General features: G+C 71.8%; 8 protein-coding genes. 2 read left to right on the top strand and 6 right to left on the bottom strand.

Going from position 1 to position 15,578, the window contains the following annotated elements; translation table 11 throughout:
- Nucleotides 1-283: 283 nt before the first annotated feature.
- Together ENSA5_RS19260 and ENSA5_RS38925 are read right to left on the bottom strand one after the other, a co-directional pair.
- The gene (locus ENSA5_RS19260; protein ID WP_106393146.1) at nucleotides 284-3,946 is read right to left on the bottom strand and encodes an AAA-like domain-containing protein; all 3,663 of its coding nucleotides are present in this window, start codon (nucleotides 3,944-3,946) and stop codon (nucleotides 284-286) included.
- Nucleotides 3,947-4,105: 159 nt separating this feature from the next.
- Nucleotides 4,106-5,536, bottom strand: a complete 1,431-nt coding sequence (locus ENSA5_RS38925) for an NHL repeat-containing protein (RefSeq protein WP_146155875.1) — start codon at nucleotides 5,534-5,536, stop codon at nucleotides 4,106-4,108.
- A 172-nt stretch (nucleotides 5,537-5,708) separates the two neighbouring features.
- Between ENSA5_RS38925 and ENSA5_RS19270 the strand changes: the two genes are divergently transcribed.
- Both ENSA5_RS19270 and ENSA5_RS19275 read left to right on the top strand, forming a co-directional pair.
- The gene (locus ENSA5_RS19270; protein WP_106393148.1) at nucleotides 5,709-6,683 is read left to right on the top strand and encodes a tetratricopeptide repeat protein; all 975 of its coding nucleotides are present in this window, start codon (nucleotides 5,709-5,711) and stop codon (nucleotides 6,681-6,683) included.
- A gap of 98 nt (nucleotides 6,684-6,781) precedes the next feature.
- Nucleotides 6,782-8,650 carry an anaphase-promoting complex subunit 10 family protein gene (locus tag ENSA5_RS19275; protein WP_146155876.1) on the top strand — a complete coding sequence of 623 codons (1,869 nt, stop codon included), beginning with the start codon at nucleotides 6,782-6,784 and terminating at the stop codon, nucleotides 8,648-8,650.
- A gap of 183 nt (nucleotides 8,651-8,833) precedes the next feature.
- On the opposite strand, the gene ENSA5_RS19280 is transcribed toward ENSA5_RS19275, so the two are convergent.
- The 4 genes from ENSA5_RS19280 to ENSA5_RS19295 form a co-directional block, all read right to left on the bottom strand.
- Nucleotides 8,834-9,670 carry a sterol desaturase family protein gene (locus ENSA5_RS19280; protein WP_106393150.1) on the bottom strand — a complete coding sequence of 279 codons (837 nt, stop codon included), beginning with the start codon at nucleotides 9,668-9,670 and terminating at the stop codon, nucleotides 8,834-8,836.
- 75 nt (nucleotides 9,671-9,745) lie between these two features.
- Nucleotides 9,746-12,706, bottom strand: a complete 2,961-nt coding sequence (locus ENSA5_RS19285) for a serine/threonine-protein kinase (protein ID WP_106393151.1) — start codon at nucleotides 12,704-12,706, stop codon at nucleotides 9,746-9,748.
- Between the two features lie 87 nt (nucleotides 12,707-12,793).
- A complete protein-coding gene (locus ENSA5_RS19290) occupies nucleotides 12,794-14,344 on the bottom strand; it encodes a hypothetical protein (protein ID WP_106393152.1) in 1,551 nt (516 codons plus the stop codon).
- Between the two features lie 18 nt (nucleotides 14,345-14,362).
- Nucleotides 14,363-15,265, bottom strand: coding sequence for a hypothetical protein (locus ENSA5_RS19295; protein ID WP_106393153.1), 903 nt, complete (start codon nucleotides 15,263-15,265; stop codon nucleotides 14,363-14,365).
- Nucleotides 15,266-15,578: the final 313 nt, after the last annotated feature.

Genomic DNA, 15,578 nt, shown 5'->3' on the forward strand with positions numbered 1-15,578 from the left:
TCGCATGCTGTCCTGAGACCTTCTGTCCGATACACGACCCACGAACACGAGCGAGGGCGAGAAGGATGTCTCACTCCGCTCAAAACTAACCTGGGCAGACGCGGCGGGTGGGTGGTGGGTCCGCGACGTCGGCTGACACTGAGGGCTGCTGGCTGCGATTTATAGCGAGGAAAGCGCTGGTTCGATAGCGCATCATTTGCGCTGAGCGCAATGTTTGCGCCATTTTGCAGATTTTTCCGATTAATTGTGCGGCAGGCCACAGGCCGGCGCGGTGCGGCCCGAATCACGGTGAAGTTGGCGTGCCTTGTGCCGAGCACACGCTGGGCACGACCGAGCCCGGGGGCAGCACAGCGCAGCCCTCTGCGAGCCAGGCCTGCGGGCGGGCGGGCCAACGGGCCAGCTGTCCGCGCCCGTCGACGGCGAGCACGGTCTCGCCGTCGTCGGTGTAGCGCAGCGCGGCGATCGGTGGCGCGGCGCGAAAACGAGCGAGCGCGTCGGGGCTCGACGGGCGCCAGAGCTCGACGCTGCCCACTCCACCGCGGGCGAGCGCGAACCACTCGCCGTCGGGGGCGATCGCAACCTCGGAGATCGCTTCGCCGCCGAGCTCGAGCTCCGCGACGCGTGCGCGGGCCTCCATCGACCACAGCTCGGCGCCGCCTTGTTGGTCGGCGACGAGGAAGAACTCGCCGTTGATAGCGACGACCTCGGCCCGCCGATCGGTCTCGAAGGTCCCGAGCAAGGCGGCGGTGCCGGGATCCCACACGCGCAGGACCTTGCTGCGGTCGGCGCTGACGAGGCGGGTGCCGTCGGGCGAGAGCGCGAGCCGGTCGACGGGGGCGTCGTGGCCCGACAAGGTCGCGATCGGCTGGCCGTTGGTGTCGATCAGCGAGACCCGGCGATCTTCGCCGGCGACGGCGAGCAGCTTGCCGTCGGAGCTCAGGGCGAGATCGAGGACCCGGGCGGGGACGGTCGCGATCGCCTCGCCCGCGGGCCCGGTCGCGCCGCTGACCAGGGCCAGATCACCTTCGGCGTAGAGCAGCGCGAGGCGGCTGCCGTCGACGCTGACGAGGGCTTTGGTGACCGGGCGCTCGAGCGGCCAGCGGGCGCTGGTCTGGCCCCCGGACCAGCGCAGCTCGAGCGCGCTGTCGTCGTGGTGGACGGTCGCGGCGACGCCGCTGGCGCCGAGCGAGGCGCCGCGCAGGGGCAAGCTCGCCTCCGCGCCGAGCGCGAGGGGGTGGATCCGCAGCTGCCCGCTGCGGTCGCCCGCGACCAGCGCGGCGCCGTCGGGCGTGAACGCGAGGCTGGTCAGCGCGTCCTCGTGGGCCTCGATCGTGGCCACGAGCTCGCCGGTCTCGATTGACCACACCCGGGCGATGCGATCTGCGCCGCCGGTCGCGATGAGCTCGCCCTCGGGCGACAGGGCCAGGGCCAGGGCGCGGTCCGCCTGCTCGGGCGGGTCCTTCGGGTCCGTCGGGTCCGGGGTCGCGATCGTGCGCAGGGTCCCGTGGGTGGTGTCCCAGACCGTGACCGCGCTGCCGTCCTCGAACTGCACGAGGACCTCGGCGGCGTCGCGGGTCGCGAAGAGGGCGCCCACGCGCGCGCCGGACCCGGGGACCGGGGTGGTGACGCTGGCCTGGACCTGGCCCGTGGCGACGTCCCACAGCTCGATGAGCTCGTCGTGGACGAGCGCGACGCGGGTCTGGGCGCCGATGCTCGCGTCGATGACGGTCGCGTGGTCGAGCGCGAGGGTCTGCGGCAGCGCGCTGGCCTGGAGTCGCGCGCTGGCGTTGCCGGCCCGGGGATCGACGGTGTCGATGCTGCCGTCGCGGCGGATCACGCTGACCTTGCCGCCGTCGTCGACCGCGAGCCTCGCGACGGGCGCGAGGGGCATGGGCACGCCGGGCGGGACCGCGAGCGGGGCCGGTCCGAGCACGCCGCCGTCGCTGGTCGCCCACACGGTCAGGCTGCCCGCCTCGCTGAGCGCGGCCACGTAGCGCCCCGCGGGGGACAGCGCGAAGCGGGCGATCGAGCCGGCGATGTGGGGCAGGCTGTCGAGCCGCCGCCCGGTGTCGCGCTCCCACACTCGGATCTCGCGCTCGTCGGCCGTCGCGAAGCGGGCTCCGTCGGCGCTGAACTGGATGCCCGCGACCGGGCCCGAGTGGGCCGAGAGCAAGGTGGTGTCGCCGGGGCTGGGGAGGTTGGCCGTGAGCCCGCGGGTGACGGGGGCGGGGACGTCGTCGACGCTCGAGCCGCCTTCGACCCAGGCCGAGAGGGCCGCGAGGGCGAGCTCGAGGCCCTCGCCGCGGCGGGCGGGATCGGGGGCCAGGAGCTCGGCGCGGGAGGCTCGCTCGATCGCCATGCGCTGCTCGATCGCGGCCAGCTCGATCTCGAGCGCGTCGATCTTGGCCTGGGCCTCGTCGTCGCCCGAGGCCTGCTCGACGGCCTCGCGGGCCGAGGTCACGAAGGTCGGCTCTGCGGTGGGCGATGCGGGGCCGAGCAGCTCGGGCTCCTCGGCGCTGGGGGTCGAGGGGGCCGGCGCCGCGACCTCGACGGCTGCGGGCGCCGTCTGGTTGGCGACCTTGGTCTGGTACTGCCACGAGACGACCCCGAGCGCGGCCCCGAGGCCGAGGCTCAGCGCGCCGCCGGCCCACAGCAGCCGCCGGAGCCAGCGGGCGCGGGCGCTCTCGCTGGCGAGCACGAAGTCGCGCTCGCTCGGGGTCACGTCGGGCCGGCCCTCGATCCACTCGATCGCGGCCTGCAGCGGCTCGCCGCGGAGCAGGTGGGCCGAGCGGCGTCCGCCCGCCTCCCAGCGGTCGAGCGCGTCGGACACCGGGCGCCCGGCCAGCGCGCGGCGGACCCAGTTGCGGTCGAAGGCGCGCTCGACGATGCGGTTGCGGACCCGCAGCTTGCCGCCCGCCGAGGGCGCGACGAGCCCGGCGACCTTGAGCCGCGCGACGATCTGCGCGCCCTCGGACCCGAGCTGGCGGCCGCGAAGATCGATGACCTCACCGCGAAGGACCCGCTCGTAGGCGGCCAAGAGCCGGGTGCGGTAGGGGTCGCGATGGTCACGGCGGAGCCGCCGGGCGGTGTCGCCGAGCAGCGGGTCGACCTCGGGGCCGCGCTGCAAGAAGGTCTCGCGGATCACGGCCTCGACCGCGGTGGCCTCTCGACCGCGGCTGATCTCGCGCAGGAGCAGGTCCCCGCAGATCCACTGGATCAGGGCCGGGCTGCCGGAGGTCCAGTCGTGGAGCGCGTCGAGCAGGGCGTCGGTGTTGACGCCGAGCGGGGCGAGGGTCTCGGCGAACTCCTGGAGGAGCTCGCGGTTGAAGTCGCGCGGGGCGAACTCGCGGGCCGGGAGGTCGAAGCTGCTCCGGCCCGGATCGCTGATCAGCTCGTCGCGGGTCATCGCCCCGACCAGGCACACGCTCAGGCGGCGCCAGACCTCGTCGTGCCCGCGGGCGTCGGACATGGCCCGGAGCGCGGCGAAGAAGTCGTCGCGGGCCGGGCCGAGGGCGCGGACGAGCTCGAGCTCGTCGATGAACAGGACCAGCGGGTCCTCGCTGGATTCGAGCAAGACCTCGCGCAGGCACGCGCGCAGGCGCATCTGCGGCGGACCCTTGGAGCGACGCCAGGCCTTCTTGGCCTCGTCGGCGACGCCGAGGCTGCGCCCGGCCTCGATCGCCAGCGAGGCACAGAAGGCGTCGGCGCGGGTCTCGGCCCCGATCGCGCCGAGGTCCACGCTCGCGACCCGCACGCCCTGTTCGGTGAGCAGCTCGGTCGTGCGGATCCGGAGGCTGGTCTTGCCGCTGCCGCGCGCGGCGAGGACGAGGGCGTACTCGCCCGCGCGGAGGGTTGAACGCAGGGCCTCGTCGACCTCGCGCTCGACGTAGGGTCCGGGGCCGTAGAAGTGCCGGCCCCGCTGCGGTCGCTTGGTGGTGGTGGGCATGACCGGATCCGACCTGGAGCGTAACCGGAGCGCGGCCTGGCAAACTAGCCTTCTGCGCGTTCCGTGCGCCCCATGCTCACAAGAGAGCGGCCGCGGAGGCAAGTACGAGCCCCCTCTTCGGGGGCCAGTGCGTGGCAAGGTGCAGGGCGGTCGCGGGGTCTATGGCTTAAAAAAGCCGGTCCAGAGCTTGGTGGCGTTGCCCTGGCCCGCGGTCTCGATTCCGACCACGCCGAACCCGCTCGCGTTGAAGCCGGCCGCGTCGACGCTGAGCGAGGGCGGGATCAGCATCCCGTCGTCGATCATGTGTGAGCTGCGGCAGACGAACTCGCCGGCCCCGTCGAGGCGCGCGACCCAGGCCTCGCCCCAGTCGATGCCCTCGTCGGGGTCCTCGTTGCTGAACACGCCGCCAACGCCGACGTGGCCGGCGCCGTCGATGCCGATCCCGCGGACCGCCCAGTCTTCGCCGCCGATGATCCAGTCTTCCTCGGTCTTGACCCACTCCTCGCTGCCGTCGCTGCCGAACTTGTACAGCCAGCCGCGGTAGGGGAAGTCGTTCTTTTGCATCGCGAAGTAGACCGAGCCGCCGTCGGCGACGATGTCGATCACGTCGTGCTGGTGGTCGCCGCCGGCCTGGGGCTGGATCATCGAGACGAAGTTGCCGTCGCCGTCGAACTTCAGGGCCGTGGCCTCCTGGGTGTTGAAGTCGACGTGCTCGCGCGCGGCCACCCAGATCGTGCCGTCGTCGGCGACCGTGACCGGGCCCGCGCGATCGGTCGAGAACATGCCGTCGCCGACCCCGGTCCAGGTCGAGGTCCAGATCTCGGCCCCGTCGGCGGCGCTGGCCTTGCGGACCCAGATGTCGTCGTCGCCGTCGCCGACGCGGAGCCGACCGGCGACGATCAGATCGCCGCTCGGATCGACGGCGATGCCGGTCCCGAGGTCGTCGCCGTCCATGATCATGAGATCGCCCGCGACGGTGACCGCCCAGATCTCGGCGCCGCTCGACGGGTCGATCTGCGCGTACCACAGGTCGTCGCCTGCGCCCTCCATCCAGCCGGCGAGGTAGATCTCGCCGCCGGCTCCGAGCGCGATCCCGGTCGCGGCGTCGTTGCCGTTGCCGCTGTCGTAGCTCTGTTGCCAGGCCAGGGTCCCGTCGGCGTTCCACTTGGCGGCCCAGGCGTCGTTGTCGGCGTTCACGGCGACGCCGGCCGCGAAGATGCTGCCGTCGTCGCCCATCGCGACTTCGAACGCCCCGGCGGTCGAGCTTGGGACGTCCATGCTCACCGCCCAGGCCAGGCCGCACTCGCTGACCTGACAGGTCGACGAGCAGCCGTCGCCGTCGTCGTTGTTGCCGTCGTCACACTCCTCGCCGTCGTCGAGCTCACCGTCACCGCAGCTGCCGGTGTCGCCGTCGCCATCTCCGGGGTCGCCGTCTCCGTCTCCCTCTTCAGTGTCGCCGGTGTCGCCGGTGTCGCCGTCCCCGTCTCCGGTCGAGGTCTCGGGGTCGGCGGTCTCGGCCGTGTCGTCGGCGGCGGGGCAGCCGGTCAAGATCAGGGCGCTGAGACCCAAGGCGAAAGGCAAGCGATGCATGGCGAGGTTCACGTCGGGAGTTTCCCCACCGAACCCTGTGGGGTCAACCGCGCGCTGTGCTTGGCTCAAATACTTGCTCCATGACGAGCGGCGGCTCGAATGGCCAGGCGCGAGCCCGGGGGGCGGTCTGCGGCGGGTCGTGATGCGCCATCAAGGGTGCTAGCTTCGGGCCGTGCGCCGCTCCTTCACGATGATCTCGTTCACGGTCGCCGGCTCGCTGATCTGCACGCCGTTGATGATCCCGGCGTCGGCCCAAGCGGGCACGCTGCCAGCCGTGGCGCCCGCACAGGACCCTGAAGAACCGGCCCTGACCGAGGCCAAGAAGCTCTACAAGGAGGGCGAGATCCAGTTTCAGACGGCCGAGTACGAGGAGGCGCTGGTGCTGTGGAAGCGGGCCTTTGGGATGCTGCCCGAGGGCGACGAGACCCGCGGGATCCGTCACGCGCTGGTCTACAACATCGCCGAGGCCCACCGCCGGGCCTACGAGGTCAGCCGCAACCCCACGCACCTGCGCAAGGCCAAGATCCTGCTCGACAACTACCGCGCCGATCACCGCGCGCTCTACGGGGACGAGCCCGAGGCCGTCAAGGAGCGGTCCGAGGTCGACGACCGCATCGCCGAGCTCGACAAGATCATCGCCGAGTCGGAGGCCGCGGGCGAGACCGCGACGCCGATCGCCGACGGGGGCGGCGGCGCCGGGACGGTGACCCCGCCGCCCGACGGCAGCCAGCCGCCTCAGCCTCACCCCCAGCCCGAGCCCCAGCCCGCGCCCAAGCCCCTCACGCCCCAGCAGCAGTGGGAGGCCGAGGTCAAGGCCGACCCGACCCTGGGCCCGATGTGGGTCCAGTCAAACAAGCGGATCGTCGGCGGGGCGGTGCTCTCGGGCATCGGCATCCCGTTCACGCTCGTCTCGATCCTGCTGTTCATCTCGGCGCCCTCGGCCGTGGTCTTCCCCGGCGCGGTGTGGGCCGGCGGCGTCGCGACCGGGGTCATCGGCCTGGGCCTGCTGATCCCCGGCGGCATGCTGCTCGGCAAGGGCATCGCCCAGCGCAAGGAAGTCACGACCGCCAAGCCCAAGCCGATCGGGCGGGTGATCCCAGTCATGCTCCCGAGCGGCGGCGGGGTCGGCTACACCTTGAGGTTTTAGTCGACCCCCGGGACCGGGCTCTGGCGGCAGCTCGATTGACGCCTGGTTGCTCGGGCGAGGTCCCTCGCGGTGGACTTTCTGTTAAAGTGCGGTCGCCCATGGCCCGCACTCGCGCTCTCGTTCATCCTGCTTTGCTCTCCAGCCTCGCGCTCAGCCTCGCGCTGGTCGGCGGGTGCAAGTCCAAGACCGATGACGCGGCCTCGACCGGCGCGGCCGACTCGAGCCCGGACAAGGCCGCAGACGAGGGCGGGGCCTCGGCGGGCGCGGACAGTGCCGGCAGCGCGGAGAGTGCGGACAGTGGAGCGGTGGCCGGCGACGAGAGCGGCGCGCCGGGGCCGGTGGTCGATGAGGAGCCCGATGATCCCCGGGCTGCGGCGATCGAGATCACCAAGTCCAGCGCCGCGTCGAGCGTCAGCGCGAAGGGGGCGAAGGGGCTCGGGTTCAGCATCGAGAAGATCAGCCACCTGTTCGCGCTGAAGGCCACGGCCAAGGTGCCCGAGTGGGGCGCGCGCGGTGAGGGCGAGGCCAAGCTCACCCGTGACGACGACCTCGACACCGCGTGGCGCTGCGAGTTTGGTGGGGACGCGCCGTGTGTGCTCGGGCTCGCGCTGCCCGAGAAGGCCAAGGTCGAGGTCCTGCGCCTGTACACGGCCACGGGCCCGCGCTACCGCGACTACAAGGGCCACCCGCACGTGGCCAGGGTCCGCGTTCACACCGACGCCGGCTTCGTCGAGGCCGATCTGCCTGAGGGGGCCAACCACGCCTACGTGCGCTTCGCGGCCCCGGTCGAGACCCAGAGCCTGGCGATCGAGGTGCTCGGGGTCCACGAGGGCAACAAGGACAAGCAGATCCACCTGGCCGAGGTCGAGGTCTACGGCACCGAGGGCGTCCCGCGTCCGCCGATCACCCTCGATCCCTCGCTCGCGTGGGTCGGCTGGGAGACCACGACCTGGGGCGGCGCCGACCTCGACCACAAGATCCGTCAGCTCTTTGTCTACTTCGCCCGCGACGGCGAGGACGGCGAGGACGGCCCGCCGCGGCGCCGCTTCGCGCGGGCGACCGCGGTCTTCGGTCAGCTCGGCGACGACTACGCCCTGTTCGAACGCCTCTACGGGACCAAGTGCGAGGGCGCGAGCGGCAACTACATGCTCTTCGACAAGCGCAACCGCATGTACTACGCGCTCGGTGAGCTCGGCGGGGCCGGGGCCGAGGTCTACCGCCACGCGGCCGGGCGCGGGTTCGCGGTCGGGTGGATGAACGACGAGGGCCAGTTCACGGTCAAGGGGGTCGTCGAGGAGGGCGGCAAGCTCAAGTGGAAGCGGCCGCCCAAGGCCGGGGTCGCCGACGGCAGGGCCCAGCTCAGCGCCTGGGGCTTCGATCCCGATCCGCTGGACCGCGGGGTCGAGCACGGCGGGGCCGTGGCCGGTTGCCATCGCGGCGGCGCAGGTGAGCTCGAGCCCGTGATCGCGGCGGCCAAGCTGGCCACTGGCGGCGAGCTCGATCCGGCGGCGTGGATGATCTGCAGCGTCGGCGGCGACACGCTCTACGCCTCGGCGCCCTGCGGTGGCCACGCCCGGGCCTACCAGCTCGACGGCGCGGGCAAGCTGATCGGCGAGCACGAGAGCAAGGACGCGGACGCCCGCGGGCTCCGTCTGCGGCGCAGCGGCGACCAGCTCTTCGTCGAGCTGTCGTCGAAGCAGGGCGACAGCTCGAGCCTGTACCTGGCCGAGCCCGGTCGGCTCGTCGAGCTCGAGCGCAACGGTGGGCTGGCCGTGCGTCCGCCGAGCACCTGCGGCGTCTGTGAGGACGCGTGGCTCAACCCCGAGGCTCCCGCCAGCGAGGGTGGGTCCGAAGAGGACTCCGTCGACGAGGGCGCCGAGCCTGAGCCCGAGCCCGGGGCAGACGAGGCGCCCGAAGCGGACGAGGCCCGCCCGCTGCCGCCGCCCGCCCCCGCGCCGCCCGGGTAGGGCGAAGAAAAGTTTCGTCGGCGGCGAACAGAAACGCCGGGGGTCGCGACTCCGTCAGCCACGCGATCGCGTGTCCTCGGATGGAGCGCCACCCTCGCTGTTGGCGGCGTGATCCGGGTCGGCTCGCGCTGCGAGATCGTCGAGTTTGGCTGGCGCGCGGACGCGGTGGCCGAGAATCGCCGCCTACTCGGCGGGCTCGATCTCGGTGAGCGCGAGCTCGCTCGGCGTCGGCACGCGCGCCGCCGCGAGCGTGCCCGGGCCGTCTTGCCAGCGCACCAGCACACCCTCGGGGATGTCGGCGTAGAGCAGCTCGGGATCCTTGTAGGTCCCGGCGAGGCGATCCCAGATCGTCGTGTACTGGCCGAGGTTGTAGCGGTAGTACCAGTGATGCAGGGTGTGGTGGCCTGTGTAATTGATGAGCTTCCAGCGCACGACCGACACGCGGTCGTGGATGACCACGGACCAGACCGTCACGAACCCGACCATGAGCAGATACAAGACGGCGTGGACCGGGAACAAGAACGCGCACAGGTGGTGCGGGAGCGCCTGGGCGAAGGAGTCCAAGGGGTGAAAGGCCGTGCTGACCCACGAGGTCGTGACCCGAAACTGGTGGTGGTGCTTGTGTAGCCAGTTGTAGAGCAGGTCCGAGTGGAGGGCCCGATGGACCCAGTAGATCATCGTCTCGGTCACCGCGAGGTAGATGAAGAAGCTCGCGATCAGCCAGCCCCAGCCGTAGTCGTCGATGTCCCAGTAGAGCTGCCCGTGGCCGTGCGAGAGCAGCCAGTGCAGCGGCATGGTCAGGACCGCGTTGCCGAGGATCGAGATCGAGCCCCAGAACCGGGCGGTGCGGTTTTGCTTGGGGTCGGGGACGTAGTCCGGGTGAAAGCGCTTGCGGCCCCACGCGAAGAACAGCAGGTAGCTGAGGCCCGAGACCAAAAAGTAGGCGAGGAGGCCACCGGTGGTCAGGACCAAGAAGATCGCCAGCGGGTTGTCTTCGATGCCGAGTAGCTTGATGAGCATGAGTGGCCGGACCGGGTTCGGCGCGGATGGTAGCAGGGCGAGGTCAGAGAAAATGGCCGCGCGGTGGGGTCGAGATCACGGCTCGCGCTCGCGTGACTGGGCCCAGCGTCCATACTGATCGAGGCAGCGGCGCGGCCACGCGGGCTGCTGGACCGAGATCGTGCTCCGGGTCGCGAGCGCCGCGGCGGCGTCGTGGCTTCGGCCGAGCGCGCGGCTCTGGTCCTCGATACCCATGAGCACGTCGGCCCGGCAGCCGTCGAGATGGGGCGGCCGCGGGGGGGCTCCATCGCCGGGCGGGGCCTCGAGCTCCGCGGCCAGCCGGGCGTCGGGGACCGCCTCGAGCAGGGCCCGCGCCCGCCCGAACACGCTCAGCGCGTTGTGATGTTGGCCCGCGCCCGCGAGCAGGCGCCCGAGCCGGAGCAGCTCGGGGACCAGCTCCACGCGGATCGCGGCCAGCTCGGCCTCGTCCGCGTCGCGGTCTCGGGCGCGCGCGAGTTTGGCGTCGGTCCGCTCGCCGACGCGGGTCAGGACCTCGAGCGCGAGCGCGACCCCGGGCCCCGGGTCACCCGAAAACAGATACAAGTTGGCCAGGTTGACCTCCGACTGCAACACCAGCTCGTGAGCGGGCGGGTACACGCGCCGACGGATCTCGACGGCGCGACGGTAGTGCGCGAGCGCGTCGGGGTAGGCGTGGCGGTCGGTCGAGACCACGCCGATGTTGTTGTGCATGGTCGCGACCGAGGGGTGGTCGGGCCCGTGCACGGCGGCGAGGATCGCGAGGGCCTCGCGGTAGGCGTCGACGGCCTCGTCCTTGCGGTGCTGCATGTACACGGCGACGCCGAGGTTGTTGAGTCCATCGGCGACGCGGGGGTTGTCGTCGCCGTAGAACCCGCGCAGGAGGTCGAGGCGCTCGCGGGCCAGGGCCTCGGCGCCGGCGAAGTCTTGCTCGGCGAAGCGCAGCTGGGCGCGGGCGTGGAGCAGGTCGGCGGCCAGGGCAGGGTCGGGGCCGTGGCTGAGCGCGAGCGAGCTTGCGAGGGCGTCGGCGTAGGCCAACCATCGCTCGGCCTGGTCGAGCTCGCGGGCCCGGACGAGCGCGCGCGCGAGCCGAGACCAGCTGCGCACGGCGAGGCGCTGATGATCCTCGCGCAGGGCCACGCTCGCGGCTTGGTGCAAGGTCGCGAGCTGGGCGTCGAGGTCATGGTCGAGGTCCGCCTGGCGGCTGCCGATCACGAACAGGGCCTCGGCCTCGAGCGGGGCCCAGCCGAGCTCGCGCGCGACCCTCAGGACCTCGCGGGCCGCGGCCAGCCCCTGCTCGAGGTGACCGGAGCCGAGCTCGGCCCGGGCGCGGGCGAGCTCGTCGAGCTGGTGGGTGACCTGAACGCGCAGGTGGGGGGCGCTCGGCAGCGGCGTGAGCTCGGACGCCTGCTCGCGCAGGCACGCGTCGATCGGCGCGAGCGAGCCGACCGCCCGGGTCGCGAGCTCGACGGTCCTGGCGTCGCTGCGGGCGAGCTGCGCGGTCAGCCCGGCGAGCTCGCGCCGGCGATCTTCGAGGCAGGCCAGGCGCTGCTCGAGCCACGCGGTGTTGCGCTGGGCGTGGACGTGGGTGGCCTCGCAGACCTCGACCGAGGCCGCGAGCCAGCGCTGCTCGTACTCGTCGAGCCCGGCCGCGACGCGCCGCCAGCTGGCGTCGGCGTAGGCGAGGTCGCTGGCCAGGATCGCGGCCTCGACCTCGGCTCGGCGGGCGCTGTCCCAGACCCCGGCGAGGCGCTCGACCGGGGCGGCGCAGGGCGCCTCGTCGGCGTCGACGAGCTTCGCCACGGCGACCGAGCCCGCGAGCGCGGCGGCGGCGACGAGACCGATCACGGCCGGCCGCGCGCGCCGACGCCACTCGTTCAGGTGGACCTCGAGCTCGGTGAGGACCTGGTCCATGTCCGCGAACCGCCGACGGCGATGGGGGCTGAGCCCGCGCAGCATCAGGCTGCGCAGCCACTTGGGGACCCGGAGGCCGCGGCTCGACTCGCGGATCTGGAGCTTGCGCTTGCGCTTGGCGAGGAGCTCGGACCGGCGGCCCGAGAAGGGGCGCTTGCCGTAGACCGCCTCCCACAGGCTGACGCAAAAGGCGTACTGATCCGAGCGCGCGTCGACGGCCGCGAGCTCGTGCTGCTCGGGCGCCATGTAGGCCGGGGTCCCGAGGACCGCGCCGGTCACGGTGATGCTCGGGCTCGCGAGGGGCTCGCGCGAGCCCGGGCTGGGCAGGCCCGAGCTCGACAGCGGGCCCGAGTCGGCGCCCTTGCTCGCGGGCTCGGGCGCGTCGTGGTCCGGGGGTGAGGACCGGACGAGGGCGCCCGAGCCCGCGCGCGCGAGCGCCCGGGCGACGGCCGGCTCGGTGTCGGCCCACTCGCGGGTCCGCGGTCGGTCGTCGCTTCGCCTGTCGCGGGCGAGGCCAAAGTCGACGACCTTGACCTCGCCGCTCGCGCCGACGAGGACGTTGTCGGGCTTGAAGTCGCGGTGGACGAGGCCGGCGTCGTGGGACGCCGCGAGCCCGCGCCCGGCGGCCACGAACACCGTGAGGATCTCGCGCAGTGTCCGTCGCTTGTGGCTCAGCCACGCGCGCAGGCTCTGGCCCTCGATGTGCTCCATCGCGATGAACACCTGGCCCTCGCAGACCCCGACGTCGTGGACCTTGACCACGTTCGGGTGCTCGAGCCGGGCGAGGGCCTGGGCCTCACGCAGCAAGCGCGCGCGCTGGGTGTCGCCGTCGGTTCCGAGCTCCGCTCCGATGAACACGAGCTTGAGCGCGACGCGGCGATCGAGCTGGGGATCCCACGCGGCGTAGACGACCCCCATGCCGCCGCGGCCGATCGTGTCGACGACGACGTAGCGCCCGACGGTCTCACCGCGCTCGCGCGGCGGCGGCGGGCCTTTGGGAGGGGCGGCGGCGGTCGGCGTGGGGGCGTCGGGCTCCAAGACGTTGGAGTCCTCGCGGGTGACCGGGCGCGAGGTCTCGACCTCGGAGTTGTCGCCGCTCGCTGCCAAGACGTCCGAGCATAATCGCGCGTGGGGATTGGATCTGTGCGTTCGACCCCCGCGCTCGATAAATTCGAGCGCGGGTGCGCCGCGAGGCTACTGCAAGAGGGCTTCGGTCTGGAGGAGCCGAACCTGGGGAGTGAGGTCGGGGCCACCATCGATCGCCGAGGCGATGTCGGGGGTCGTGTCGCTGTCGGACTGCGTCACCGCGAGGCCTCCGCGCGGGGTGCCCTCGCTCGAGAACACAATGGGGTCGTCGGCGAGCTGACCCATGCCGTTGCCAAGCATCACCCGGACCTCGGCCGGGTTGGCGACATTGAACAGGAAGTCGGTCAAGCCATCGCAGTTCATGTCGGCCAGGGTCAGGCCCGAGAACTGGGCGCCGTCGAGCTCGACGGCCTGGCCGGGCTTGAAGACGCCGTCTTCGTTGAGGAAGGGACGGATGCGACCCGAGCTCGAGTCGAGCACCGCGAGGTCGGGGTTGGGCGCCATCGGGCCGAAGCGCGCGAGGGCGATCTCGTTGGCCGGCGACGGCAGGATCATCTCGACCGGCTCGTCCCAGTTTACCGGGTCTTCGCCGCTGCGCTCGACGATCCAGATCTTGGCGGCCCCGCCGACGAGGCCGGACACGAGCAGGTCGTCGAAGCCGTTGCCGTCGATGTCGGCCATGGCCGCGTCGAAGAAGGTGTCGTAGTCGAGCGCGGGGGTGCCCGTCAGCACGGGCGCGAAGTAGCTGTCGTCGGGCGGCGCCGACGCGTCGCCGAGCCCGGCGTAGATCTGGCCGTTCATCACGGCCCCGTCGACGATGACCACGATGTCGAGCGAGGCGTCACCGTTGAGCCGCCCGAGCTTCATGCTCCGGATCTCGGGGGCGAGCGCGTCGGGCAGGATCGCCGGGGCTCCGAAGGGCGCGGGCTCGGCGGGCGCGAGGTTCTCGAACACGTAAAACGCGACTGAGTCGCCGACCGTCGCGACCACGACGTCGAGCTGGCCGTCGCCGTTGACGTCGCCGAGCTCCCACGCGACGACCGTGCGCCCGTCGAAGGAGTTGGGGCCGTTGAGCAGGGTGTCTTGGGTCGACCCGTCGACCGGGTTGAACGAGACGATCTTGATGACCGCGCCGTTGTCGCTGGCGACGAGGAGGTCGTCGAGCGGCGGCCCGACGAGCTGGACGGCCTCGACCTTGGTCGGCATCTCGACGCCGTCGTGGGACGGGCCGAGCTCGTAGCCGAGCTCGCCGTCGGGGCTGGCCTCACACTGGTTGACCCCGACTCCCGCGCACAAGCTCGGGCTCTCGTCGCCGCCGTCGAGGCAGTCCGGGGCGTCGTTGCACACGAGCTCGACGGGGATCATTCGCCCGTCCTCGCACGTGAAGGCCTGACCCTCGCCGCCGAAGCACAGCTCGAAGTCCTCATCGGACTCGTCGGGGCAGTCGAATTCGGAGTCGCACGCGTTCAGGGCGTCGACCAGGGACCCGTCGGCGCACAGGAAGCTGCCGCCACAGTAGTTGTTGACGCAGCCGAGCGAGGGGCCGCACTGAGAGTCGTCGTCGCAGGGCAGACCTTCGGACTCGAGGCCGTTGAAGCAGGCCCCGACGGTGAAGCTGGCCAGGGCCGCGAGCAGGAGCAGGCTATGTTTAGGGCTCATGTCAGATCTTCCGCGCGGTCAAAAGCGAAGTGAGAGGCCCGGGCCGAGATGGCGCAGGGCCGCGGCGCCTCGCCTGTGTTGCTTGTTGCGCTTGACCCCGCTGACGATCAGCGCGATGCCGGTCGTGAGCAGGACCCCCGCGCCGATCGCCCCGACGAGGGCCAGGGCGTTGCCCGTGCGCCCGGTCGCGAAGCGCTGGTCGCGAGCGTCGAGGTCGGTCGGCTCGAGATCGCTGATGTCGTTGGCGCCGGTCGCCATGACCCCGCCGACGATCCCGACCACGCCGAGCGCGGCCCCGAGCCCCGTGACCGCCCCGCCCGCGATGATCAGCGGCTTGCCTGAGCGCTCGCCGTCGTCGACCAAAGGGGGGTCATCGCGGGGCTCGACGACCGGCGGCGGCTCGACGGCTGGCGGCTCCTCGTCCTTGGCCTCGTCCTTGGCCTCGAGCTCGGCGAGCATCGCCTCGACCTCCGCGAGGCGCATGTCGGCCTTGGCCGACTCCTCTTTGAGCTGGGTCGGGTTGTCGTAGAGCACCTTGAGGTTGGACCGGAAGCTCTCGAGCAGCTGCTGGGCCTGCTTGAGGTGAATGGCGTTCTGGTCGAGCTCGTAGGCCCTGATGTGGGCCTGGGCGAGGTTGTACATCAGCAGCGCCTTGATGCTGGCGTTCTCGGGGCTCGGATCGACGAGGGCGTAGGCTTCGGTCCACAGCTCGATCGCGCCGTTGTAGTCGGCGGTCTCGTATTTGGCCTGGCCGCGGCGGAACATGGCTTCGGCCTCGGGCGCCGCCGGGTCCTCGGCCTGCGCCGCGCTCGCGAGGCTCGGGACGAGGCTGGCGGCCACGAGGCAGGCGCAGGTCGACAGCGCGGTGACGCGAGCCGCGATTCGTCGGAGGTGGATGGGGGCGGGCTCGAGCGTGGGCATGAGCGAGATTCGGCGAGTCTACCAGGGGCCTGGCGAGGGATTCGGAGTGTATTGCAAGTCAGCGGCCATTTTGAAAGGCCGCTCGCTTTGAGCCTGAGGGGCCGTCTCGCGCCGGTCATGCAGATTCCGCGCGACCGGTGGCTGGTGGCTGGTGGCTGTCGGGGGTGTCGGGGGTGTGTCGCGCGGTCCCGACCGTCTTGACGGTCTCGACGGTCTCGACTCGGACTGTCGCTCACGCTCTGAGGCGATAAAATTCGCGATTTTACATTCACAGTGATCGACATCTCTATCCGGTTGAGCGTCGCTCAGGCTC

The organism is Enhygromyxa salina (genome assembly GCF_002994615.1).
Taxonomy (GTDB): domain Bacteria; phylum Myxococcota_A; class Polyangia; order Nannocystales; family Nannocystaceae; genus Plesiocystis; species Plesiocystis salina_A.